This is a genomic window from Paenibacillus sabuli (assembly GCF_014705605.1).
GTDB classification, from domain to species: Bacteria; Bacillota; Bacilli; order Paenibacillales; family Paenibacillaceae; genus Paenibacillus_D; species Paenibacillus_D sabuli.
In genome coordinates, this window is sequence record NZ_JACXIZ010000016.1 from 41,377 (window position 1) to 66,175 (window position 24,799).

Sequence of the window (24,799 nt, forward strand, 5' to 3'; positions counted from 1 at the left end):
AACTATTCCGGGAGAACAGGCAGCTGCCGAGTCACTGTCTTCTCCGGCACCGAAGGATGATTGCCGAATGAATCGCAACGCGTGCAATCCACAGGCTGATGAGCTCAGCGGATTGCTATATTCTCTCATACATATAACGTCTGCCGTAGACGAAGAGGTCCCCGATCCGGCGGGGGCGGGCGGGAAAGGCGAGCGCCCCTGCACAGGGACAATGCGCATGCGGCCGCGCCATGCCTTCCTGCTGTTGCTCGTGGAGCACGGCGCGGGCATGCGCCGGATCTGCGGCGACGAGCGGCTGCAAGTGCAGGGTGGCGAAGCTATCCTGCTGTCGCCCGACAGTGCCGAAGAGATCGTCATCGATTGCTGCGGCCGGTCCCGGTACTGGGCGATTGAATTTCAGACGGTGCGCATCGTGAACGGCCAAGCCGAGACGGCTGAGCTGCCGCTGACCGGGGCATGGCCGGTCCCGGAGCTGGCGGATCAGCTTGCCAAAGTCCGCACGATGGACCGGTTGCTGAAGACCGGTGGCTGGGAGCGGCTGCGTGCAGCGGCCTTGCTGCACGAGCTGCTGGCCCACCTGCTGCCGTATGCGCAGCGTGCGCCGGAAGCGGATGCGGATGTACCTGGTCATGCGATCGACCAGGCTGCGTCCTACATGGAGCGCCATTACCGCGAGCCCATTACCCGGGAGCTGCTGGCGGAGCGGGCCGGGATGAGCGCGGATTACTTCTCCCGCTTGTTCAAGCGCCGCTATGGTCAGACGCCGCTGGCGTATCTGGCGGCGGTGCGAATCGCTCAAGCGAAGCGGGAGCTGGCGCTGACCGGGGATGCGCTGCGCATGGTTGCCCAACGTGTCGGCTTCAACGACGAATTCTATTTTAGCCGCAAGTTCAAACTTGTCGCGGGCCTGTCGCCGTCTGCCTATGTCAGCCGCATCCGGACCTCCGTGCGCATCGTGGCGCTTCAGCATCACCTGACCGGTCATCTGCTGGCCCTCGGCATGGTACCCTATGCCGCGCTCGTCAATGGCTACTACCCGCTGCCCGAGCAACTGCGCGGGATCGTCCCGATCGGCGGCTACCGTCCCGATCTGGACAAGCTCGCGGAGGCGCGGCCTGACCTCATCGTGACCTATGAGCAGCACGACGAGATCACGGCGCCCAAGGTACCGATGTTCGAGCATATCGCGCCCACTGTGACGATTCCGTTCGCCCTCGATTGGCGCGAGCAGTTGAGACAGCTGGCCGTTGCGATCGGCCGGCGGGAGACGGCGGAGCGATGGCTAGCGCACTATGAGGAGGAGGCGGCGGCAGCGCGCACGACGCTCGCGCCGCGACTCGGCAGGGAGGAAGTGCTGATCGCCGGGATTGGTCCTGACCATGTCTGCTTGTTCGGCAGGCGCAATGTCGGGGCGGTGCTCTACGGCGACCTGCAAGCGCAGATGCCGGACGGGATCGCGGATATTGAATATTACCGCGTTGTGACGCTGGAGGAGTTGTTCGGCTACGATTCCGACCGCATCCTGCTGACGAGCTTTCGCAATGACGGCACGCCGGCGACACTGCGCAAGATCGGAGATACGATGCGCAGGCTCCAGGCTGATCCACGCTGGCAGCGACTGCGCGCAGTACGGCGAGGGGCAGTCTATTCCCTGCTGGAGCATCAGCATCTGTACACCTTGTACACGTCGTATTCGCATCAGTTGCTGCTGGGCCGGCTGCAGCGTCTATTCGGAACGGAAATGTCCAAATAGTGCGCGCTTTTGTCTATGTTCAATTGAGGGCGACCCCGTATAATCAGTAATGAGAATCACTATCACTCACTTGCGCGCTGTCACAAGCAAAGGCAAGCATGAGGCAAAGGGGAAGAAGGACATCATGCGCAGAATGAAATGGAGCGGCATGCTGCTGGTCGCAGTGCTGCTTGCAGTGGTGGTCATTGCCGGCTGTGGAGAAGGCGGCAATGCCGAGGAAACCGACGCGGAGGCGCAAGACGCCGCACAGGCACAGACGGAAGACAGCGGTGCAGCGCAGTCGAATGCGGCTGAGCCGGCAGAGGAGAAAGCACAGTCGCGCACGATCGTGCATGCGATGGGCGAGACGACGGTCACCGGCACGCCGGAGCGGGTCGTCTCCTTGTACCAGGGCGCCAACGATGTCGCCGTCGCCTTCGGCATAACGCCGGTCGGCATCGTCGAGTCGTGGTCGCCGGAGGAGCCGGTGTACGCGTATCTGCAGGATGCGCTGGGCGATGTGCCGCTGCTGGGCGCGGAGCATCAGCCGAATCTGGAGGAAGTGCACAAGCTGAAGCCGGACGTCATTCTGGCGACGAAGCTGCGTCATGAGAAGATCTACGATCAGCTCTCGGCGATTGCGCCGACGGTCATGATCGACCAGGTATACGATTGGAAGGACACGGTGCGGCTGATGGGTGAGGCGCTCGGTCAGCAGGACAAGGCCGACGAGCTGATGCAGGCATGGGATACGCGCGTCGCCGACTTCAAGACGCAGATGGAAGGACAGCTCCCGATCGAGGCGACGATCACCAACTTCCGTGCCGATCATGCACGAATCTTCTACTCCGGCTACGCCGGCGGCATCCTCAAAGAACTCGGCTTCACGCGTCCGCCGGGCCACGATTCGGAGGAATGGGGCGTGCAGCTCACCTCCAAGGAGAGCATTCAGGACATGAATGCGGACGTCATCTTCAACTTCAACTCGCCGGACGAGACGGGCGCTGTCGATCAGTTGTATGAAGAGTGGACCGCGCACCCGCTGTGGCAAAATCTCGACGCGGTGAAGAACGGCCACGTCGTACAGGTAGACGGCACGGCATGGAACTTCGCGGGCGGCTACCTGTCCGCGCACATCATGCTGGACGAGCTGTACGCGCACTTCGGCCTTGATCAATGATCGCCAGGCATCCTGTCCTAGGATTACTGTCGGCGCTGGCCCTGCTCTGCGGGGCCTTCCTGTGCAGTCTGATGCTCGGTCGCACCTCCATCTCCTGGGAGGTGCTTCGTGCGTCCTTCTTGCATTACGACGCATCCGTGGTCGAGCATATCATCATTCATACGGAGCGGCTCTCGCGGGCGCTGATCGCGACGGCGACCGGAGCCGCGCTGGCGGTGGCCGGGGCGCTGATGCAGGCGCTCACGCGCAATCCGCTGGCTTCGCCGGGCGTCTTCGGCATCAATAGCGGCGCCATCCTGTTCGTCGTGCTGGCGGCGCTGCTGCTCGACGTGCATGCGATGCGTCCGTTGATGGGATTCGCCTTCGCCGGCGCGGCCCTCGCGGCGCTGCTCGTCTACGGGCTCGGCTCGCTCGGCCGAGACGGACTGACGCCGGTCAAGCTCGTCATGGCGGGCGCGGCGATCACGGCGCTGTGCGCGTCCTTCACCCAGGCGATCCTCGTCATGGACGAGGCCGGGCTGCAGGACGTGCTGTTCTGGCTGGCGGGCTCGGTCAGCGGGCGACCGTTGGACAATCTCGTCGTGCTGTTGCCCTTCCTGCTCGCGGCGCTGGCGATCGCGCTGGTGATGGGGCGGGCGATCAATCTGCTCGCGACCGGCGAGGAGATCGCCCGCGGACTCGGGCAGAATACGCTGCTCGTCAAGGCAGTGCTCGGCGTGCTGATCGTCGTGCTGGCCGGCGGCGCGGTAGCGGTGGTCGGCGCGGTCGGCTTCGTCGGCCTCGTCGTCCCTCATCTGGCGCGTGCGCTGACCGGCAATGACTATCGCTGGCTCGTGCCCTATGCGGCAGTGCTCGGCGCTGCGCTGCTGCTGCTGGCGGATGTGGCCGCACGCCTCGTCCTGATGCCGCAGGAGGTGCCGATCGGCGTCATGACGGCGCTCATCGGCGTACCGTTCTTCGTCTACTACGCACGCAAGGGAGTGGTCTGGCGATGAACCGGGTGTACACGTATCGCAGCAGGAGAGGCGCTGTGAACTTTCAGATCGAGCGTCGGACGCTGCGATTCATCGGGGGGCTCTCTCTGCTCGCGGCACTCGTCTGCATCGCGGGGACGGGTCTGGGTCATACGAGCATCCCGCCGTGGGAGGTGCTGGCGACGATGCTCGGCATCGGCAGCGGCGAGCATGACTTCGTCGTGCTGACGCTGCGGCTGCCGCGCGTGCTGACCGCGCTGCTCGTCGGCGCCGCGCTCGGCATCTCGGGGACGATCCTGCAGGGTCTCATTCGTAATCCGCTCGCCTCACCCGACATCGTCGGCATTACCGGCGGCGCCTCGGCGGCGGCGGTCGCCTTTCTCACCTACGCCGCGGGCACCGTCAGCCTGCAGTGGCTGCCGGCGGCGGCGATCGCCGGCGCGCTGCTCGTCTCGCTGCTCATCTACGCGCTGTCGTGGCAAGGCGGGGTGACGCCGATCCGGCTCGTGCTCGTGGGCATCGGGCTGAGCGCGGCAGCCAGTGCGGTGACGACGATGATGATCGTACGCAGCCCGATGGTGTCGGCGGGCGAGGCGTACATCTGGCTCACCGGCAGCGTATACGGCGCGTCGTGGCAGGACGTGCATACGGTCTGGCCGGTCGTGGCGGCCGGGCTGCCGCTGGCGCTGGCATTCGCCCGCAGTCTCAATGCGCAGGAACTCGGCGACGAGGTGGCCGGAGGCCTGGGCGTGGCGATCCAGCCGCACCGCGCGGCGCTGCTGCTGATCAGCGTGGTGCTGGCCGGGTTCGCCGTCTCGGTGGCGGGAGCGGTGGGCTTCGTCGGCTTGCTGGCGCCGCATCTGGCGCGGCGGCTGGTCGGTCGCCCGCTGGGCGGGCAATTGGTCGTCGCCGGCCTGCTGGGCGGGCTGATCGTGTTCGCCGCCGACCTGATCGCCCGCACGGCGTTCTATCCGCTGGACGTACCGGCGGGGGTGTTCACCGCAGGTGTCGGCGCGCCGTTTTTCCTCTACCTGCTGTTCAGAGGCCGCAATCGATGATCGCGTATGGCGCGTATGGGCGGGGAGGACGAAGTATTACCGAAGATCCGAAGGCAGTAGGCCATGGAGGCCGTCTCGCACGGCCGAGTACGCTGCATTGGGCAACAAAAAGGAGGAACAGGCCGTGACCGTGCTGGAAGCCAGCCATCTCACCGTCGCCTATGGCGACAAGCCGATCGTGCAGGACCTGAATCTGACGATCCCGCAAGGCCGCATCACCGTCTTCATCGGCAGCAACGGCTGCGGCAAATCAACGCTGCTGCGCACCGTTGCGCGGCTGCTCAAGCCGGTCGAGGGCGCGGTGCTGCTCGACGGCCGGGACATTGCGTCCATGGCCACCAAGGAGGTGGCGCGCCAATTGGCGATCCTGCCCCAGGGCCCGTCCGCGCCGGAGGGGCTGACCGTGCGCCAGCTCGTCCGTCAGGGCCGCTATCCGCATCAGAGCTGGCTCAAGCAATGGTCGGCCGAGGACGAGCGGATGGTGCAGGCGGCGCTGCAGGCGACGCGTATGGAGGCGCTCGCGGATCGCGCCGTCGATGCGCTCTCCGGCGGCCAGCGGCAGCGCGCCTGGATCGCGATGACGCTGGCGCAGGGCACCGGCACGCTGCTGCTCGACGAGCCGACGACCTATCTCGACCTGACGCATCAGATCGAGATCCTGGATATGCTGGACGAGCTCAATGCCGCCGAGCGGCGTACGATCGTCATGGTGCTGCACGATCTGAATCTGGCGGCGCGCTACGCCGATCACATCGTGGCAGTGCGCGAGGGGAGGCTGTATGCCGAGGGTCCGCCGGAGGACGTAATGACGGCCGCCACGGTGGAGCAGGTATTCGGACTGAGCTGCCGGATTGTCAATGACCCGTGCTACGGTACGCCGATGTGCATCCCGCTCGGGCGCAGACGGGCTGCACGCGGCGCTTCCTGAACGCGTCCCGCTCCCCGACGTCATCCGCCGCGCCGACTTCGACAATGTGACCGTCCCGTAATCATCGGCTGCGCCGCACCTGTGCGGCGGTCGGCACCGATATACGAACAAGAGACGCCCCCGGCAAGCCGCATGCGCGGTGCTCGCCGGAGGCGTCTTTGGATAGCAGAGGGGTATAGCGGGGGCTTGCCGGTAGAACGAGGGGTTAGCTGGCGAGCAGCTCGACCGCCTGCTGCGGTACATAGATGCGCTTGCCGTTGTGCACGATCACGCCTTCGAGCGCGACGCTCTTGCCGTCCAGGCGGGCGATGCTCTTGTGGAACGGCAGCTCCAGCGTCTGGCCGTCCAGCGTCACGACGAGCTGGTCGCCGTCGGTGCGATAGTCCGCGCCGATCGCGGCGAACGCCTTCTTGGCATCGACGAACAGCCGCTCGCTGGTCGCATCCAGATCGAGGCCGAGCGACTCGGCCATGTACCAGGCGATATCGGTGTTGTCGATGACGCCCATCGGACGCTCGGCGCCTTCGGGCGCGTACGTGTACAGCACGACGTCGCCGCCGGTATGGCCGCCCGTCGTCCAGCCGATGTGGGCGCGCGCGCTGATCATCGGGCCGACCGCATAGTTCAGGCGTCCGGGCTGAGCGTCGCGGATCGCCTGCAGCTCCTCGTCCGTCAGATCGGTGATGCCGTAGTAGTCGGCCATGACCTGCTCGACGTTCGTACGGCCTTCGTTCAGCTTGCCTTCCACGCCTTCGCCGGTCAGCTTGGCCTTCTTGAGCGGACCGATGAAGGCGGACAACGGCTCCTTGTCGTATGTACCGCTCGTCGCCCGGTCGCCGATCGTCAAGCCGCCGTTGCCGTGGTCGGTGACGGCGATGACCGCGGTGCTGCCGTCTTCCTTGGCGAAGTCGAGCGCCACCTTAACCGCCTCGTCGAAGGCCAGCACGTCGCTGAGGATGCCGATCGGGTCATTGGCATGCGCGGCCCAGTCGACCTTGCTGCCTTCGACCATCAGGAAGAAGCCGTCCTCGTCGCGGTCCAGCAGCTCGATTGCCTTGTCCGTCATCTCGGCGAGGCTCGGCTGCTCGGCCGGGTCGCGATCCATGTCGTAGGCCATCGCGCGGGGAGCGAACATGCCCCACACCTTGGCTGCGTCGGTCTGGCGCAGCTCGTCCGGCGTCGTAATATAGTCATAGCCGAGGGCCTGGATGGACGTGATCAGATTGGCGCCGTCCGGTCGGCCTTCGCGCGTCAGGAACTGGCTGCCGCCGCCGAGCACGACGTCGACACCGTTGTAGACCTGCTGCATGCTGAGCGCGTCGTAGTTGCCCCGATTCGGATAATGCGCGGTGAAGTCGGCCGGCGTGGCGTGCATGATCTCCGAGGTGGCGATGATGCCGGTCGCCTTGCCGTCCAGCTTGGCCGCCTCGAGCACCGAAGCGATCGGCTTGCGGGCGTCGGCGGGGTCGACCGTGGGGACGCCGGGCGTCGTCGCCTCGTCCGGCAGCACGCCGACGAAGCCGGTGTGCGACTTGTAGCCGGTGGCAAAGGCGGTGCCCGCCGGCGCCGAGTCGGCAATCGGCGCATCCGCCGAATGCGTGCGTACCAGCCCGCTCGCCATGCTGTCGAGCGTCAGCGCCGAGCCCTTGTACCAGCGCGCCAGGGCGGTAGCATCAATGGCCATTCCGTCCGGTACGAGCAGAATGACATTCTCGATTTCGGCTTGCGCCGATGCTTGCGTCAGATCGGCATCCTGTGCGGCCGCTCCGCTTGCCGAGGCGGCGAGCAGGCTTCCGGCCATCGCGCCGGCCACCATCTTGCGCATCCAGCGTGCTTTCGTGTTCATCCAGGCACTCCCTCTCTTCAGTGGATCGTAATTTTAACGTTTCCTCAAGTAGCTTAATGGGCTTGTATCAACGGGGCGTTAAGCGGGGGTGAAGGTTTGGTAAAGCTATTTGGACATATTAATGGTATGGGGGAGCATGGTTTTATTTTTCGCAGTCGTGTTGTTTCATTTTTACAGTTTGCGTAGTTTACAAGTGCATAGACACAAAAAGATTTTTCTTTTTTTTAGCTCTGCTGCTATTAGCGGAGTACTCATCTTCTCCTTTATTTATTATTGGAACCACATCCCTCCGTTCGGGAGAAATAAGGCAATCGAAGTAGCGAAAGATAGATATGGTAGCAGCCAGCACCCTTTATTTTACAGCATTGAGGAAGGGCGAGCAGGGTGGGTGATTCGATTTTCCGATCAAAAAAAACAGCAATGTCAAACAATTAACTTGTATCGAATATACAGCTATCCGACTACTGGTAAGTGTCAAAAGGGAACATGAATCTTTTATCGTATTTAACAGTGAATTTTATCATTAATCCATTAATAAAGCGTGCATGTAACCGAATCGCATCTGTACCGTATAACAACATATACGCAGGGAATGATCGTATTTATACAAGGACAGGTGGGATGCGCGCATGGCAAAACTGATGAAACTGCTTTCCGGCTTTGGCGAGCTGCTGCTGGCCATCCCGCTGCTGGGCGGCGCCGTTGTCTTGGGGAGCGGTTATACCGTCCTCACATTCATGCTGGTGGTGCATATCGTGACCTTGGTGCTCTCGGCGCGGAGCCGGGAGGCGATGTACGGCTCGGTCGTGGGCATCGTAGCTTCCTTGCTCGGCTCCATCCCGCTGCTGGGCTGGGCGCTGCATCTGGCCGCAGGGCTGCTGCTTCTGGTGAGCCTCTTCCAAAACAAAGCGGATCCGCGCGGTCCGGATGGCGGCCACTACGCCCCGCCCCCGCCCCCGCCTCAAAACTGGCGCTGATTGCGCCGCAAAACACGGTCTACTCGAAAGGGGTAGGCCGTGTTTTTTGGACTCAGATTGTCGAGCGATGCAGAAGAATTTCCAGTTTGATGCGCAATACCCTTTCGTTTGTGTGAATTGACAATACGTCCGGATTTTCCAATGTTTAGTTTTTGTTCAGATTCGTGTAGTATGCTGTCAGTGGATGAGCCTTAAGGATCAACAACAAGGGTCTTTGGATGCTTGTTACGTGTTATTTAGAATCCTTGGGCCCAATAATTTGACGAATAAAGGAGAAGATCAGGTTTTGGATTCCCAACAAAGCGATATGGTATTCTCGCCGCGCAGGCGGCCCACAGGTAAAAAGCCAAAGATGCAACGCATGATGGTCGGTCTGGGCATCGCGGTAGTCCTGTCTCTGGCTGTCATGTGCGGGATGCTGTACAACATGTACCTTACCACGCGCACCGGGCTGGAGCACGTGGCATTGGCTGCCGGAGCCATGAACAATGACACGGTGCAAACGGACGGGCAGACGAATGAGAGCGGCGATCTCGCGCTGGAGCCCGCGAATGACAATACAGCCGGCGCTGCGGATGCGAGCGCAGCCAAGGCGCAGGCTGTGGCCGAGCCTGTCGGCGCAGCCGAGCGTGCTGGAGCTGACGCGCCGAGCGCGGCAAATGCCCCTGCAAAGGTCGAACAGGCGAAAGCCGATTCCGGCGCTGCAGCCGGCGTGCCGAACGCCGAGGCAGCCGCGCCTTCCGCCACAGATGCGACGATGGAATCTGACGGCGCCGGCGCGCCGCCTGCGTCGTCCGAGGAAAGCGCGGCTGTCGAAGCTCCTGCCGAGCCATCGACGGCGGTTGCAGGAGGCAAGACGGCCGTCTCGACGGCCTCGGCCGAACAGGCAGCAGAGGAAGGCGCCAGCCAGCAGCCGGCGCTGGAGCTGCCGACGGTCTACACGGTGCAGGAGGGCGATTCGCTGACCTCGATTGCGGCAGCTTATTATGGCTCCGCGCAGTATGTAGCGGCGCTGGCGGAATACAACCATCTGATCTTCATCAATACCATGAAGGCCGGCACGACGCTGGAGCTGCCGACTGTGGACACCCTAGTAGCGGAGACCTCGTCGCTTACGCGCCCGGATTATACGGAGGTCGAGCTGCCGGCGACGTATCTCGTGCAATCCGGCGATACCCTGATTCATCTGTCGAAGCAATTCTACGGCACCGGCGCGCACGCCGAAGCGATCGCGCTGCACAATGGGCTGGACGAGACGGGCGCGCTCAAGGCCGGCTCGTCGCTGGAGATCCCGGCGCTCGAGAATGCGCGTACGGCGCAGGGCAAGGAGGCTTCCCCGACATCGTCGGCATCGTCTGAGGCGACAGCTCCGGCGTCCGAGGAGGCTTCCGCGCCCGCTGCTGCGTCCGCGCAGCAGCACACGGTGCAGAAGGGCGAGACGCTCTACAGCATCGCGCTGCTCTATTACGGCAGCGCCTCGCAGGCAAGCTTGATTGTCGAGGCCAATACGCTGCAGGACAGCGACCGGCTCAAGGCCGGCGACGTGCTGGTCATTCCGGCGACCCAATAAATACGATTGGCTTCACCCCCGTCTCCGCTGGAGACGGGGTTTTTGTCGTGTCCGGTTCGTCGTTCCAGTCGAAAATTGACATTCGCCCCCGGCTGCCGCAAAATGGGAGTAATTCAGCAGCCGTCTGATCTTGCCTCGTGTCCGGGTGAGCTCGGATTGGCTGCGCCCAGTGCGAAAGGGGAACTGTGCCTGTGAAGCAGGAACTGATCCGGCGCCTAAGCGCCTATGTCCAAATCGATACCCAGTCCAATCCGACAAGCACGAGCTGCCCGTCCACGCCGGGTCAGCTCGTGCTTGCGAAGCTTCTGGCGGAGGAGCTGCAGGGCCTCGGCCTGCAGGAGATCACGCTCGATGAGAACGGCTACTTGATGGCGACGCTGCCCGCCAACACGGATCGGCCGGTGCCGACGATCGGGCTGCTCGCTCATCTGGATACGGCGACGGAGCTGAGCGGCGCCAATGTCCGTCCGCAGGTCGTGCACTATGAGGGCGGCGATATCGTCTTGCGCCAGGATCCGCCCGTCGTGCTCTCGCCGCGCGAATTTCCCGAGCTGGCGCAGTACGCCGGCCATACCCTGATCACGACCGACGGCACGACGCTGCTCGGCGCGGACAACAAGGCCGGCATCGCCGAGATCATGACGCTGCTCGCCCATCTGCAGGCGCATCCGGAGCTGCGGCACGGGCGGCTGCGCGTGGCCTTCACGCCGGACGAGGAGATCGGCCGCGGCCCGCATCGCTTCGATGTGCAGGCGTTCGGCGCGGACTTCGCCTACACGGTGGACGGCGGTCCGCTCGGCGAGCTGCAGTATGAGAGCTTCAACGCGGCGCTGGCCACGATCGTCTGCAACGGCGTCAACGTGCACCCCGGCACGGCCAAGGGCAAGATGGTCAACGCCGCCCGCATGGCGGCCGAGCTGGCGGCCCGCTTGCCCGCAGACGAGACGCCCGAGCGCACGGCGGGGTACGAGGGCTTTTATCATCTGATGGGCATTCAGGGCACGGTGGAGGAGGCGCGGCTGCAGCTGCTGATCCGCGACTTCGACCGGGATGGCTTTGCCCGCCGCAAGACGGAGCTGACGACGCTCGTGGAGGAGCTGCGCGGCCGCTACGGCGCGGACCGGGTGGCGCTCGAGATTCAGGACCAATATTTCAACATGCGGGAGAAGATCGAGCCGGTATTCGAGATCGTCGAGGCGGCGCGCGATGTGATGCTTGGCCTTGGCATCGAGCCGATCATTGAGCCGATCCGCGGCGGCACGGACGGCTCGCAGCTCTCGTATATGGGCCTGCCGACGCCGAATCTGTTCACCGGCGGGGAGAATTATCACGGCCGCTACGAATACATCTCGGCCGATCACATGGTGCGCGCCGTCGAGGTGCTGATCGGCATCGTGACGGCTTTCGAGCGCCGCGGCGGCGAGTAGGGCACTTTTAGGCCTGGACGGGGATTTACACGAGGTCATGCATCTGCGTACAATAGATGGATAGGACAGCCTGCGGGCGTACAAAGGAGCGTGCGGACCATGGATCCACAATTGAATGCCAAACGCGGCCCGCTAGGGTCGCGGTCGGACCGCCATGGCGGCAGCGAGCCCGGCAAAAGGCGGCGGCAGATGTGGCTGGGCATCGCGGTGCTGGCCATTCTGGTCATCGTCTGCGGCGTCTTGTACGGGATCTATAGCAACCTCGACGACCCGGCACAGGACGGGCAGCAAGCGCAGGACGGCGGCGGCGGACAAGCCCCGGCGGACGACACGAACGCGGGAGACGGGCCGGCATCCGGCGGCGCAGGGGAAGACGGCGGCTCCGACGAAGGCGGCTCCAGCGTGTCCGATCCAGCGGATGAGCCGGGAGGCGAGTCAGGGGAAGCAAGCGAGCCGGAAGCAACGGGCGGGACAGAGACGGATGAGGACGCGGGCGCTGCAGGCGGCGAATCATCGGGCGAGTCATCAGGCGCGGCAGTTGACTCGGCCTCAGGCAGCGGCAGCACGGGCTCGAACGGCGCGAGCGGCGGCGGTACGAGCGGGAATGGCGGCGCGGCTGACGAGCGCAGCTTCCCGACGACTTACACCGTGCGCAAGGGCGACACGCTCAGCTCGATCTCGGCGAGGTTCTACGGCTCCAAGCAATACGTGGCGTTGTTGGCCGAGCACAACGGCATCGTGCTGCTCAACGACATGAAGGTCGGCACCAAGCTCAAGATCCCGGCGCCGTCCTCCGGCGCAGATGCCTCGGAGCGGCCGCTGCAGGATTATACCAAGGTGGAGCTGCCCGCGACCTATCTGGTGCAGGCCGGCGATACGTTCTACCGGCTGTCGCAGCAGTTCTACGGCTCGCGGGACTACGCGGCCCTGATCGCGCGGCACAACGGACTGGCCGCGACCGACGACCTCAAGGCCGGCAGCAATCTGGAGATCCCTCCGCTCGCCGCGGCGGAGCAGGAGGACGGAACCGCCGGAGGCTGGACGCATACGGTGCAGCGCGGCGATACGCTCTACAGCATCGCGCGCCAGTACTATGGCTCCGGCAAGCATGCGGCGACTATCGCTGAAGCGAACGGCTTGGCCGACGGCGATCAACTGCAGGCCGGCGCGCAATTGGAGATTCCCGAGCTGTAGCGGGAGCGGCCGCATGGCCGCGCCGATCTTGTCCGACATGCGAACGGCAGCCCCCCGATCCGATTATTCGGCGGATCGGGGGGCTGCCGTCGTTTTGGAGTCAAGCGGCTTTGCCGCCCATGCTCATTCTTCGAGCACGCCCTGCAGCACGTCATGGTCGAAATCGCCGGTGACGGTGCGCGTCGTCGGCTCGGCTGCGGCATGCTGCCAGTATCGGATCTGCTCGTCCGGCTCCATGCGTCTCCCGCCTCCTTGTGGCGTGGTCAGTCGAATACCATCGCACCAGGTTACCAAAAAAGGTCATCGCTCTACCCTAGCGTATCGTTCGGCAGGCTCCTACAATGGAACAAAAAGGCCCGCTGCTTGCACGCGGCAGGCAAGGAGGTCATAACGAATGAAGCAAACGCAGCAAGCCGATCTCGTCATTGTCGGGGGCGGGACGGGCGGCGTCGCCGCGGCGCTGGCTGCGGCGAAGGCAGGGCTGACGGTCATCCTGACCGAGGAGACGCGCTGGATCGGCGGCCAACTGACCAGCCAAGCCGTGCCGCCGGACGAGCACCCGTGGATCGAGTCGTTCGGATGCACACGCACGTACCGCCAATTCCGAGAGGGCGTGCGGGACTACTATCGCGAGCGACTGCCGCTCACGGAGGCGGCGCGGACCGCTCCGCAGCTCAATCCCGGCGGCGGCAGCGTCAGTCGCCTGTGCCACGAGCCGCGTGTCGCGCTGGCCGTACTGGAAGGCATGCTGGCGCCGTATCTTCATAGCGGCCAGCTGCGTTTGTGGACGCGTCATGTCCCGGTGCAGGCGGAGACGTCCGGCGACGAGATCGTCGCCGTGACCGTACAGAGCCTTGACAGCGGCCGCAGACTGCGGCTGAGCGCGCCATACTTTCTCGACGCGACGGAATGCGGAGACGTGCTGCCGCTGGCGGGCGTCGAGTACGTCACTGGCGCGGAGTCGCGTAGCGAGACGGGGGAGCCGCATGCCGTGGAGGGCGAGGCGCAGCCGCAGAATATGCAGGGCTTTACGCAGTGCTTTGCCATGGACTACCTGGAGGGCGAGGACCACACGATTGCCAGACCCGAGCAGTATGACTTTTGGGCGTCGTACCAGCCCGATTTTTGGCCGGATCGCTTGCTCAGCTGGACCGGGGTGCGGCCGGCGACGATGGAGCCGATTCGCTACGGCTTGTTCCCGGGCGACGGAGCGTTCTCGCTATTCCGTTACCGCCAGATCGCTGCGCGCGAGCATCTGGCGCCGGGGCCGCATCGCACCTCGATGACGCTCGTCAATTGGCCGCAAAACGACTACTGGCTCGGCTCGGTCATCGATGTCCCGCCAGCGGAACGGACCCTCCATCTGGAGGCGGCCAAGCAATTGAGTCTGTCGATGCTGTATTGGATGCAGACCGAGGCGCCCCGTCCGGACGGGGGGAAGGGCTACCCGGGACTTCGGCTGCGGCCGGACGTCACGGGAACAGAGGACGGGCTGGCAATGTACCCGTACATTCGCGAATCGCGTCGAATCCGCGCCGTCTTCACGGTGCTCGAGCAGCATGTCGCTACAGCTTGCCGACCGGATGGTCAGGCCGAGCGCTTCGCCGACACGGTCGGGGTCGGCTGCTACCGGATCGATCTGCATCCGAGCACGGGCGGACGGCCGTACATCGATATCTCGTCGCTGCCGTTCCAGATTCCGCTCGGCAGTCTCATCCCGGTGCGCGTGAACAACCTGCTGGCCGCCGCCAAAAATCTCGGCGTCACGCATATTACGAACGGCTGCTACCGTCTCCATCCCGTCGAGTGGAACATCGGCGAGGCGGCGGCGCACTGCGTGAGCTACTGCTTCGTGCACGGCATGCGGCCACGTGAGCTGCGGGGCGATGCCGCAGCGCTGGGCGCGTATCAGCAGCAGCTCCGCGAGGCCGGCATCGAGCTGGAGTGGCCGGCGCTGCGGCCGCTATAGTGCGAGAAGGCGCCGCCAAGTAGGGCGCGGGCCGTTTCGCTTGAAATCAAGCGGGGCGGCGTTGCATATGCCGTCCAGGCGCTCGATTTTGTGGAACGAGGAGGAGCTGTCCTTTCGGTGGACAGGCCCTCCTCTTTGTCCACGTAATTGCAAACGCTTTACGTTTGTTCGTTTTTCTTACATCCCCATTCTATTTTCGCTAAAGGGCGATAAATTTTAAACTTCTATTCGCTGAATTGTGGTATGATTCTTCACATTCCGATGGATGGGGGAGTCGAACATGCGCAAGCTCGCGATCAGTCTGTCGCTCTTGCTCCTCGTCCTGCTAACGGCGTCGCTCGGGCGCGAGCAGGCGCGAGGCCCGGTCGCGGTCCGAGAGGAGGCCCGCGTCGAGATCGTCATCAACGATCTCGGGCTGACCTTCCCGGACGGCATGGACGAGAACACGAATCCGTATATCGCCTACGTGCGCGAAGAGACGGAGCTGGACGTACGCGTGGAGCTGCCGCCGAGCGAGGTGTACGAGGAGAAGCTGAACGCCATTATGGCCTCGGGCAAGCTGCCCGATCTGATCCATACCTACAATCCGGTATGGGTGGATGAATATGTGGACCGGGGCAAGCTGCTGCCGCTCGATTATCTCCTCGCGACGTACGGGCAGGAGCTGCTGCGTCGCATTCCCGAGGAGGCGTGGGCGCGCGTGCGGTACGAGGGGGAGATCTATGCCATCCCGAGCCTGATGGAGGTGCAGGGCACGGAGCTGATGTACGCGCGCAAGGACTGGCTGGACCGCCTCGGTCTGGGGCCTCCGGTCACGCTGGACGATTATTACGAGGTGATTCGGGCCTTCGCCGAGGACGACCCCGACGGCAACGGCAAGGACGATACGATCGGCCTGCTGCTGACCGAGGACCTCGGGCGCTCGGCGCCGCTGCTCGGCGCCTTCGGCGTGCAGCGCGGCATCTGGCTGGAGCGCGGCGGCGAGCTTGTCTACGGCAGCACCTTGCCGGAGATGAAGGAGGGGCTGGCTTTCCTGGCGCGGCTATACCGCGAGGGGCTGCTGGACCCGCTCTTCCCGCTTAACCGCAACGGCAATTTGATCGACAAGATCGCGGGCGGTCAAGTGGGCCTTTATTCCGCAGCCTGGTACGATACGCGCGGGCCGATCGCGCAGAGCATGCGCAACGATCCGGAGGCGGAGTGGATCGCGCTCGACTATCCGGTTGGACCAAGCGGGACGTACGGCGTCTACGGCAACAATCTGATCCGCGGCTTCAATGTGACGCCCGTCGGTGCCGAACACCCGGAGCGGGTCGTACAGCTGCTCAATTTCATCGCGGGCGACGGCGCCAAGGCCCTCAAGTTAGGCTTCGAGGGAGAGATCTGGACGATGGAGGACGGCCGGATGGTGACCGACTTTCCCGAGCATGACAAGCATCTGTATCGCGGCATGTATCAGGCGTTGGTCGATATCCCCGATCCACTGCTGGACAAGAGGCGGCTTGACTCGCTTGGCGAGCAGTTCCGCCTGTACGACAATCAGCAGCGGATCGCGCACAATCTGATCCCCGATCGCTTCTACGGCACGCCGACGCCGGCGATGAGCGGGCATATGACCCGGCTCAGGGAGCTGGAGGAGGTGTTCACCCGCATCGTCGTCGGCGTCGATCCGCCGGAGGCCTTCGACGACTTCGTAGCGCAGTGGTACGCCGAGGGCGGCGAGCAGATCACGCGGGAGGTCAATGCCTGGTACGATGCGCAGCGCGAGGAGGATGGCTCATCGTGAACAATCCCCTATCCCGTCTGCGGGACCGGTTCCAGAGCAACATTCAGTTCCGGCTGACCTGTTACTTCCTGCTGATCCTGCTGCCGCTCGTGCTGGCCAGTCTGTTCGCGGTCGAGCGCTCCCGCCATATTTTGCTTGAGCAGGCGGCGGAGCGCTCGGAGACGGCGCTCTCCTCGGCGATGGACTACATTGATCTGACGCTGCAAAATGTCGAGGAGATCTCGACGCTGGTGGCGACCGACCCCGATCTGCTCCAACTGCTCAATAAGCATGGCGAGCGGGTCGACGCCGCGGCGGTTGTCGACTTCGCGCAGGTGCTCGGCAAGCTGTCTAACGTCAACTCGGTCAATCGCATGGTGTCGCAGATCGCCGTCTATCACATGCCCTCGCAAATGCTGGTCTCCACCCGCGACGGCGGCCGCATGGTGGATGTCCCCGCGCAGCGGCGCTGGCTGGAGCGGATCGCGGCGGAGAACGGCACCGCCATCGCCTATCTGCTGGCGGAGGAGGAGGTGGGCGGCGGCCAACTGGGCGAGCTGGCGCAGACGGACGGCGTCTCGCTCGTGCGGACGATGGATCTGTACAACAGCCAGCGGCGGGGCGACCTGGTCCTCATCTCGCTCGACATGAGCCGGCTCACTAACCTGATGCAGTCGCTGCTGCCCTCGCCGGGAACGACGATCTACCTGCGCACGGAAACAGGCCAGATTGTCGCCGGCTCCAGCAGGGCGGAAGGGGGCGACGTCGTCCCGGCATCGTCCCCGCAGCGGGAGGAGGATGCCGGGATGCTGACCGTGTCCATCGACTCGAGCTACTCCAACTGGCAGCTCACGATGCGGCAGCCGCGCCATGAGCTGTACGCCAAGACGGATCAACTGCGCGTGTATACGCTCGTCATCATTGTCATCAGTATCCTGCTGGCGCTCGGCATTTCTTGGGTCATCTACGCCGGCATCGCGGCGCCGGTCGACAAGCTGGTCAAGGGAATGAAGCGGGTCGGCGGCGGCGCCTTGACCGTTCGGCTCGACAACCGCCGCCAGGACGAGCTTGGTTACCTCACCGAGGCGTTCAACCGGATGGTCGTCGACCAGCGCCGCCTGATCGAGGATCATTACGAGCAGCAGCTTCGACTGGCCAAGACTGAGCTTAATTTTTTGCAAGCGCAGATCAACCCGCACTTCCTGTACAACACGCTCAATTCGATTCACCGCACGGCGCAAAATTACGAGGCGGAGGAGATCAGCGAGATGGTGCTCAACCTGTCGCGCTTCTTCCGCCTCAGCCTCAACAAGGGGGAGGCGGTCATTACGGTCGACGAATGCCTCTCGCACCTGCACTACTATGTCCGTGTGCAGCAGCTTCGCTTCCTGGACAGCTTCGCAGTTGAGTATCGGGTGGAGGCGGCGGCGCGCGACGTGCCGATCCTGAAGCTGCTGCTGCAGCCGCTGGTGGAGAACGCCATTCTGCACGGACTGGAGGGCCGGGACGAGGGCGGTCGACTGCTCGTCGCCGTACGGGTCGTAGACGAGCGCCTGTTGCAGATCGAGGTGCGCGACAACGGCGCGGGCATGAGCGCGGCGCGCGCGCATTACGTCCGGCAGGAGATGGAGCGGCTGGCCCGGCAGGACTTCCACCTCTATTCGGTGAGCGAGACGGCCGTCCGCGACCTGTTCGGTCTGCGCAATGTGCTGGCTCGGATCAAGCTATACTACGGCGCCGGGGCAGAGCTGGCTATCGAGAGCCGGGAGGGAGAAGGCACGGCCGTCACGCTGCGGCTGCCGCTGCGCTCCCGCGAGGCTCTGGATGCTGCTGCGCTGCCCGTACACGAGGAGGAGCAGACGACATGAAGCTGATGATTGTAGACGATGAGCTGCAGCAGCGGCAGGGGCTGGCCAATCATATCCCGTGGGGGGCGCACGGCATCGAGGTCGTGGCGCTGGCTGCGAGCGGGGCCGAGGCGCTGCATCTGGCCGAGCGCAAAAAGCCGGACATCCTGCTGATCGATGTGCAGATGCCGCAGATGGACGGCCTGACGCTCGTGCGCAAGCTGCGGGAGCGTCCAGAGACGAGCGCCTTCACAAAGCTGATCATCGTCAGCGGCCATGACAACTTCCGCTATGCGCAGGATGCGCTCGGCCAGGGCGTCTCGCAGTACCTGCTTAAGCCTGTCGACGACGGGGAGTTGCTGGAAGCGGTGCTGCGGGCGGGACGCGAGCTGCGCGCCGAGCTGGAGCGCTGGCGGGAGGAGGCGGCGCTGCGCGAGCGCTGGACGGCTCATCTGCCACATTTGCAGAGCGCCTTCTTACAGCGCTGGACGAGCGGTGCCTACGATGAGACCACGGTGCTGCGGCGCTGCGAGGATTACGGCGTCGCGCTGCGCGCGGACCAGTGCTTTGTCGTCGCGGTGGTTGATGTCGACCCGTTGCCGGGGCCGGGGCGGTACGGCGACGCGGCGGGCATGACGGGCGAGCCGACGCGAGAGGACAACGGGCAGGCAAGGGGCCGGGGCGGCAGTCGCGCGGCAAGCGTCCCTGCGGGCGGCGCAGCGCAGCCGGAGGCGGCAGGGGCTGGCGACCACAAGCCGAGCGCGGACGCCGCGGTCGGACGGGAGGCCGTCTCCCCCGGGCAGTGGGCGGATCGCGCCTTCGGCAGTCCATTGTCCCAATTCGAGGTGGAGCATCTCGCCCGCGAGATACTGGCTGCCGCGTCGTGCTGGATCGCTTCGGATGCGTCGGGGCGGACGCTGCTCATCTTCACCATGCCGCCGGAGGACGATCCGGATGACTGCGCGCTGCGCGTCCATGCCTCGGTCGGCCGGCTGCTCTCCCATGTGCGGGAGACGCTCGGGCTGTCTGCCAGCGCTGGTATCTGTGCGCGCGCAGGCGGCATCGGCGATACGGCGGAGCTGTACGCCCAGGCTTGCCGGGCGCTGCAGGAGCGAATCGTGTACGGGGGCGGCATCGCCATCCCCTATGCGGCCGAGCGTCAGGCGGGAGACGCTCCGCCCGCCGCACCGACGCCCGGCTCCGAGCACGCGCTCGAGCTCGCTCTGGAGACGGGCGACGAGACGCAGGCGCAGGCCGCGCTGCGCTTGCTGTGGGACGACAGCCTGGCGCGGGCTGAGACAGCGGAGGACGTCCACGAGGCGGTGCTGTACGCGAGCCATCTGCTTCTGCGGGCGATTCGCAAGCGGGGCTGGACGATCCGTCAGGTTGCGGGCGAGGATGCGGACTACTTCCACCACGTCCGTTCGCTCGCCAGCCAGGCGCAGGCATGGGACTGGCTGAGCCGAATGGCGGCGCGCATCTGCACATATCTGCAGTGCCGCCGCAAGACGACGAATAATCAGGTCGTACGCGCCATCCTGAAGATCGTCGACGGTGAACTCGACCAGGACATTACGCTGCATACGGTTGCCGACCGACTATATGTCAACAGCTCGTACCTGAGCCGGCTGTTCAAGCAGGAGACGGGCGTCTCCTTCTCCGCCTACGTGCTCGAGCGCAAGATGGAGCGGGCCAAGGCCTTCCTGCGGGACGGCGGTCGCGTATACGACGCGGCCCGGCTTGTCGGCTACCGCGACGTGAGCTATTTTACCAAGGTCTTCCGCAAGTATTGGGGCATCACGCCCGGCGGGATGAAGTCGGGGTGAGCGCGAGCCGATGGCGCATCGCCGATCGCCGCGGCTTCGCGCCGCTCATTTCCGAGTCAGATTATCTCCCGCTAGTTGTCCGTTGTTTGCGCTTGCAAATTATTGAAAGCGCATTCTCGACATGAAAGTACCAAAAAGCGTCATGAGCCTCGCCTGTTCGCGCCGCGCGCTCCCCGATACAATTTAAGCATACATCACAAGCGGCATGGACGGGGAGGGGCCACGATGAAACACAACGACGCGCCAGCCGCACTTCGCCGCGGCACACTGGCCATGCGTCCGGCGCGGTCGCGCGCGGGCCAGCGGCTCGGCGCCGACATGCGACGGGACTGGGACTTGTATCTGTTGCTTGTGCCAGGCATCTTGTTTTTGCTGGTGTTCAAGTACGCGCCGATGTACGGCATCAGCATTGCGTTCAAGGATTTCAACATTTTCGAAGGCTACGCGGGCAGTCCATGGGTCGGCGGCAAGCATTTCGCCAATCTGTTCCAGTCGCCCGATTTTGCCCGGGTGTTCTGCAACACGGTCATCATCAGCGTGCTGAAGATCGCCATTTTGTTCCCGTTGCCGATTCTGGTCGCGCTGCTGCTCAACGAGCTGCGGCATATGCTGTTCAAGCGTACGGTGCAGACGGTCATCTATGTGCCTCACTTCCTGTCCTGGGTCATCGTCGGGGGGCTGTTCATCGACCTGCTCTCGACCAACGGCGGACTGTTCAACAAGGCGCTCGGGCTGCTTGGCATTGAGCCGATCGCCTTCTTCCTCGACAGCAGCGTCTTCCGCGGCGTCCTGATCGCCTCGGCGGGATGGAAGGAGACCGGCTGGAGCACGATCGTCTATCTGGCGGCATTCGCGACGATTGATCCGGGCCTTTACGAGGCGTCCAAGATCGACGGCGCGAGCCGGCTGCGGCAGCTATGGCACATTACCCTGCCCGGCATTGCGCCGATCATCCTGCTCATGTTCATCCTGCGTTTGGGCAATATTCTCGAGGCTGGCACCGAGCAGATCCTTGTCATGTACAATCCGACGGTCTACAACGTCTCCGACGTCATTGGCAGCTATGTGTACCGTATGGGACTCGGCAATCAGGACTACAGCTTTACGACTGCGGTGGGCGTGTTCGAATCGCTCATCTCATTGACGCTCGTCATTGGCGGCAATGCGCTGAGTCGCAAGTATCTGCAGCGCGGCATCTGGTAAAGAAAGGGGGGGACGACGTGTCCATTCGCACATCGTTATCCGAGCGGCTGTTCAACGGGTGCAATATCGCCTTTTTTATCTTCTTCGGTCTCGTGACGCTGCTGCCCTTCGTGAACCTGACCGCCAAGTCGCTCAGCAGCGAGGCGGCGGTGGTGTCGGGCAGCGTCAATCTATGGCCCGTCGGCTTCCAGCTCGGGACGTATCAATATGTCCTGGAGGACGCGATGTTCCTGACGTCGCTGGGCAATTCGGTCTTGCTCGCCGTCGTCGGCACGGCGCTCGGACTGTTCGTGACGACGATCACGGCCTATCCGCTGTCGCGGTTACGGCTGCGCGGCCGCAAGTGGCTGCTGCTGATGTTCGTCTTCACCATGCTGTTCAGCGGCGGACTTATCCCGATGTACCTGCTGATGCAGGCGCTCGGGCTGGTCAACACGATGCCGGCGCTGTTCTTGCCGGCGGCGATCAATGTATTCAATTTGCTGATCATCAAAAATTACTTCGAGGCGCTCCCCGACAGTCTGGAGGAGTCGGCCAAGATCGACGGCGCCAGCAATGTCCGTACGCTGTTCCGGATCATGCTGCCGCTTTCGCTGCCGGTCATGGCGACGATTGCGCTGTTTTTCGCGGTGTACTTCTGGAACGACTACTTCACGGCGATGATCTACATCACCAACCAGGATCTCAAGCCGCTGCAGCTGTTCCTCAAGGAGCTACTCGTCTCTTCGAGCAGCGAGTTCCTCAAGGACAACGTCGACGCTGCTCTTAATACCACTCCGCAGTCGATTCAGGCTGCTTCCATATTATTGGCTACGCTGCCGATCCTGCTCGTCTATCCGTTCTTGCAGAAGTACTTCGTCAAGGGCGTGCTGGTCGGATCGGTGAAGGGGTGAGCGTGGCGCGACACGCAATCTATCTGCACAAGGGAGGCGCTAATCGATGAAACGAAACGCAATGATCGCCCTGGCGATCGCGTGCATGCTCGTACTGGCGGCATGCGGAGGCAACAACGGCGCGTCGTCTGGGGACGGCGGCGGTAATGCGGAAGGGGCGGAGGAGCCGGAGCTGCGCATGCTGATGCAGTACAGCCTGTTCGACCCGAACGAGGACTATATGGCCAAGGCCATCACGGAGAAGACCGGCTTCCCGGTCAAGTATGAGATGCTGCCGGCCGAGAACGCCGACGAGAAGCTTAATCTGATGGTCGCCAACAAGGAGGACTTCGATCTGATGAAGCTGAGCGCGCCCCAATTCTTCAAGCTCGCGACGGCCGGCGCGCTGGAGCCGCTGGACGAGCTGATCGACAGTTACGGAGCCAACGTCAAGGCGGCCATCAAAGAGCCGTCGTGGCAGAGCTCGACCATCGACGGTCAGATCTACGCGGTGCCCGAGACGGGCTCGGGCATCAGCATCGGCGAGGAGCTGATCGTGCGCCAGGACTGGATGGATGAGCTCGGGCTGGAGGCGCCGACGACCCCGGACGAGCTGTACACGGTGCTCAAAACGATCAAGGACGAGAAGGGGGTCATCCCGCTGACGGGCAGCAAGGACGCGATCTTCGGCGATATCTCCGCCGCCTTCGGCATCCACAATGCGTGGAACGAGACGGACGGGACGCTCGCGCACAAGGCCGAGCTGCCGCAGATGAAGGACTTCCTGACGTATATGAACAAGTTGTACAGCGAGGGACTGCTTGATTCGGAGATGCCGATCAATACGACGCCCAAGGCGATCGAGAAGTTCAGCAGCGGGCAGGCGGCGATGTTCCGTATGGCGTGGTGGAACGCGCCAGGTCTGGTCAAGGCGCTGGAGCAGAGCGCGCCCGAGAGCGAGATTGCTGTGATTCCGTATCTGCAGAGCGCAGAAGGCGCGGCCGAGGTCGGCATCAGCACCGCGATTACGTGGTACATTGCCATTCCGAAGGCTTCGGAAAACAAAGAAGCGGCGATGCGCTTCCTCGACGCCAAGCTGGCGGACGACGTCTTCAAGAGCCTGGCGATCGGCGAGGAGGGCGTGCACCATGAGGTGAAGGACGGCAAGTACTTCCCGATCCTGCCCAAGTTCAACGACGATCTGAACAACGGCAGCGCGTACATGACGGGGACCAACGAGCATACGTATCCGGACTACTGGCAGGCGCGGGTGCGCAAGGACCCGGTGCTGCAGCATTACTATGAGACGTTCCAGGCCAACGCGGAAGCAGCCGAAATCATCATCGATCCGATGTCGACAGCCCCGCCGATCGACGCGGTCTCGCGCAACACGCAAAAGCTCAACAAGCTGCTGACCGATGCCGTCATCATGTTCATCTCCGGCTCGCGCGACATCGCCGAGTACGACCAGTTCCTCGAGCAGTGGCACGCCGAGGGCGGCGCCGAGATGGTCGCGTCTGCGAATGAATGGTATCAGTCGGCGGGTGCAGGGGAGTAAGAGGACGCCTACGATCGATTGCCCTAGTAAATAATTGAGGCTCACTAGCATGTTGGATGTGTTGCATGTAACCTAAGTTCCCGCCTCAATTATAACGAGGGTTGGAGGCGGGAACTTAGGTTGTAATGATCCGGAAAGCACTGCTTCAAATCCGCGGTAATGCCCACTGCTCGTATCCAGCAGATTCGTCGCGCCTCCATAGAGACGCTTCGTTTCTGTAATGTAAACAGTTCCCCGTTTAGCAGGCGTTAAGGACTCTGTTAGACGATGGAATCAACGCACCTGTAACTGGATTTATCTTACCGACACAAGTGTGGCGTCTACGCGATTGCTGTTTCTCTGTATCCCATTAGTTTTCGGACTCATAGACATAGGCGATGCCGTTCTTCTTGTTTATTACATACACGAGTGGCATAAACAACTTCCATTGTGGAATGGAGGATAACGGGAAGAGAAACTTCTGAGAATCCCCTCAATATGGGATTTTAAGGTAAATTTATTTATAATTTGGCGATAATGTGGGATGTAAATGTAATGATTGCCACGGTGCCGACGTATGCAGATTTCGGGACGAAGCTTTCCAATTTTGCGGAATACGCGGTGTGGCAGCCGTGCAGTGTCGCCGCTCACTTTGCCTACTCTCCGTGTGGCGTGTCATCGAATTACATCTCGATCTGAGATAAGCGAGAAGTACCACAGCGAGCTTAAAACCGGTCTGGATTTGGAACACCCCCCAGCCAGTAAGCTCGGCACCAATGAACTGGACTTGCACTAAGGTTTGTTCACTTAACAATCTGCTTCGCATCGTGAGCCGAGAAAGTTTGCGTGAAGACGATGGACCCTTCGTCGTCGAATTCGCACCCTGATTCGAAA

The 24,799-nt window shown here is 63.2% G+C and carries 17 protein-coding genes; 16 read left to right on the top strand and 1 reads right to left on the bottom strand.

All coding sequences use genetic code 11. From position 1 onward, the window contains the following. Positions 1–67 precede the first annotated feature (67 nt). From IDH44_RS09855 to IDH44_RS09875, 5 genes are all read left to right on the top strand, one after another. Positions 68–1,753: a helix-turn-helix domain-containing protein gene (locus tag IDH44_RS09855; protein ID WP_190917142.1), complete on the top strand. Its 1,686-nt coding sequence runs from the start codon at positions 68–70 to the stop codon at positions 1,751–1,753. A 124-nt stretch (positions 1,754–1,877) separates the two neighbouring features. Then, the gene (locus tag IDH44_RS09860) at positions 1,878–2,912 is read left to right on the top strand and encodes an ABC transporter substrate-binding protein (RefSeq protein WP_190917143.1); all 1,035 of its coding nucleotides are present in this window, start codon (positions 1,878–1,880) and stop codon (positions 2,910–2,912) included. Next, positions 2,909–3,907 carry a FecCD family ABC transporter permease gene (locus IDH44_RS09865; RefSeq protein ID WP_190917144.1) on the top strand — a complete coding sequence of 333 codons (999 nt, stop codon included), beginning with the start codon at positions 2,909–2,911 and terminating at the stop codon, positions 3,905–3,907. The genes IDH44_RS09860 and IDH44_RS09865 overlap by 4 nt, the downstream gene beginning before the upstream one ends. Further along, on the top strand, positions 3,904–4,944 hold the full coding sequence (locus tag IDH44_RS09870) for a FecCD family ABC transporter permease (RefSeq protein ID WP_190917145.1): 1,041 nt from the start codon (positions 3,904–3,906) through the stop codon (positions 4,942–4,944). Before IDH44_RS09865 ends, IDH44_RS09870 begins: the two co-directional genes overlap by 4 nt. Positions 4,945–5,068: 124 nt before the next feature. Then, entirely contained in the window at positions 5,069–5,872 is an 804-nt protein-coding gene (locus tag IDH44_RS09875) for an ABC transporter ATP-binding protein (RefSeq protein ID WP_190917146.1), read from the top strand. Between the two features lie 205 nt (positions 5,873–6,077). On the opposite strand, the gene IDH44_RS09880 is transcribed toward IDH44_RS09875, so the two are convergent. Then, a complete protein-coding gene (locus IDH44_RS09880; protein WP_223869535.1) occupies positions 6,078–7,718 on the bottom strand; it encodes an alkaline phosphatase in 1,641 nt (546 codons plus the stop codon). Between the two features lie 629 nt (positions 7,719–8,347). Between IDH44_RS09880 and IDH44_RS09885 the strand changes: the two genes are divergently transcribed. The 11 genes from IDH44_RS09885 to IDH44_RS09935 all read left to right on the top strand — a co-directional run bounded on the left by IDH44_RS09885 (position 8,348) and on the right by IDH44_RS09935 (position 23,926). Further along, on the top strand, positions 8,348–8,695 hold the full coding sequence (locus tag IDH44_RS09885) for a hypothetical protein (RefSeq protein ID WP_190917147.1): 348 nt from the start codon (positions 8,348–8,350) through the stop codon (positions 8,693–8,695). A 352-nt stretch (positions 8,696–9,047) separates the two neighbouring features. Continuing rightward, positions 9,048–10,265 carry a LysM peptidoglycan-binding domain-containing protein gene (locus tag IDH44_RS09890; protein ID WP_190917148.1) on the top strand — a complete coding sequence of 406 codons (1,218 nt, stop codon included), beginning with the start codon at positions 9,048–9,050 and terminating at the stop codon, positions 10,263–10,265. Positions 10,266–10,456: 191 nt separating this feature from the next. Next, positions 10,457–11,692, top strand: coding sequence for a peptidase T (pepT, locus tag IDH44_RS09895; protein ID WP_190917149.1), 1,236 nt, complete (start codon positions 10,457–10,459; stop codon positions 11,690–11,692). 99 nt (positions 11,693–11,791) lie between these two features. After that, positions 11,792–12,886, top strand: a complete 1,095-nt coding sequence (locus tag IDH44_RS09900) for a LysM peptidoglycan-binding domain-containing protein (protein ID WP_190917150.1) — start codon at positions 11,792–11,794, stop codon at positions 12,884–12,886. A gap of 394 nt (positions 12,887–13,280) precedes the next feature. Then, positions 13,281–14,855, top strand: coding sequence for an FAD-dependent oxidoreductase (locus IDH44_RS09905; RefSeq protein ID WP_190917151.1), 1,575 nt, complete (start codon positions 13,281–13,283; stop codon positions 14,853–14,855). A gap of 280 nt (positions 14,856–15,135) precedes the next feature. Continuing rightward, entirely contained in the window at positions 15,136–16,641 is a 1,506-nt protein-coding gene (locus tag IDH44_RS09910; protein WP_223869536.1) for an extracellular solute-binding protein, read from the top strand. Further along, positions 16,638–18,488 (top strand): cache domain-containing sensor histidine kinase, encoded by a 1,851-nt coding sequence (locus IDH44_RS09915; protein ID WP_317890152.1) that lies wholly within the window; start codon positions 16,638–16,640, stop codon positions 18,486–18,488. Before IDH44_RS09910 ends, IDH44_RS09915 begins: the two co-directional genes overlap by 4 nt. After that, positions 18,485–20,293 (top strand): response regulator, encoded by a 1,809-nt coding sequence (locus IDH44_RS09920; RefSeq protein WP_190917155.1) that lies wholly within the window; start codon positions 18,485–18,487, stop codon positions 20,291–20,293. Before IDH44_RS09915 ends, IDH44_RS09920 begins: the two co-directional genes overlap by 4 nt. 273 nt (positions 20,294–20,566) lie before the next feature. Next, positions 20,567–21,496, top strand: coding sequence for an ABC transporter permease (locus tag IDH44_RS09925; protein WP_190917362.1), 930 nt, complete (start codon positions 20,567–20,569; stop codon positions 21,494–21,496). A 17-nt stretch (positions 21,497–21,513) separates the two neighbouring features. Next, the gene (locus IDH44_RS09930) at positions 21,514–22,389 is read left to right on the top strand and encodes a carbohydrate ABC transporter permease (protein WP_317890153.1); all 876 of its coding nucleotides are present in this window, start codon (positions 21,514–21,516) and stop codon (positions 22,387–22,389) included. A gap of 46 nt (positions 22,390–22,435) precedes the next feature. After that, the gene (locus tag IDH44_RS09935) at positions 22,436–23,926 is read left to right on the top strand and encodes an extracellular solute-binding protein (protein WP_223869537.1); all 1,491 of its coding nucleotides are present in this window, start codon (positions 22,436–22,438) and stop codon (positions 23,924–23,926) included. Positions 23,927–24,799: the final 873 nt, after the last annotated feature.

What these genes read in the sequence shown, in the direction of transcription:
- IDH44_RS09855 (WP_190917142.1), top strand. Translation starts at nt 68, where the DNA reads ATGAATCGCAACGCGTGCAATCCACAGGCTGATGAGCTCAGCGGATTG.
- IDH44_RS09860 (WP_190917143.1), top strand. Translation starts at nt 1,878, where the DNA reads ATGCGCAGAATGAAATGGAGCGGCATGCTGCTGGTCGCAGTGCTGCTT.
- IDH44_RS09865 (WP_190917144.1), top strand. Translation starts at nt 2,909, where the DNA reads ATGATCGCCAGGCATCCTGTCCTAGGATTACTGTCGGCGCTGGCCCTG.
- IDH44_RS09870 (WP_190917145.1), top strand. Translation starts at nt 3,904, where the DNA reads ATGAACCGGGTGTACACGTATCGCAGCAGGAGAGGCGCTGTGAACTTT.
- IDH44_RS09880 (WP_223869535.1), bottom strand. Translation starts at nt 7,718, where the DNA reads ATGAACACGAAAGCACGCTGGATGCGCAAGATGGTGGCCGGCGCGATG.
- IDH44_RS09885 (WP_190917147.1), top strand. Translation starts at nt 8,348, where the DNA reads ATGGCAAAACTGATGAAACTGCTTTCCGGCTTTGGCGAGCTGCTGCTG.
- IDH44_RS09890 (WP_190917148.1), top strand. Translation starts at nt 9,048, where the DNA reads ATGCAACGCATGATGGTCGGTCTGGGCATCGCGGTAGTCCTGTCTCTG.
- IDH44_RS09900 (WP_190917150.1), top strand. Translation starts at nt 11,792, where the DNA reads ATGGATCCACAATTGAATGCCAAACGCGGCCCGCTAGGGTCGCGGTCG.
- IDH44_RS09905 (WP_190917151.1), top strand. Translation starts at nt 13,281, where the DNA reads ATGAAGCAAACGCAGCAAGCCGATCTCGTCATTGTCGGGGGCGGGACG.
- IDH44_RS09910 (WP_223869536.1), top strand. Translation starts at nt 15,136, where the DNA reads ATGCGCAAGCTCGCGATCAGTCTGTCGCTCTTGCTCCTCGTCCTGCTA.
- IDH44_RS09920 (WP_190917155.1), top strand. Translation starts at nt 18,485, where the DNA reads ATGAAGCTGATGATTGTAGACGATGAGCTGCAGCAGCGGCAGGGGCTG.
- IDH44_RS09925 (WP_190917362.1), top strand. Translation starts at nt 20,567, where the DNA reads ATGCGTCCGGCGCGGTCGCGCGCGGGCCAGCGGCTCGGCGCCGACATG.
- IDH44_RS09935 (WP_223869537.1), top strand. Translation starts at nt 22,436, where the DNA reads ATGAAACGAAACGCAATGATCGCCCTGGCGATCGCGTGCATGCTCGTA.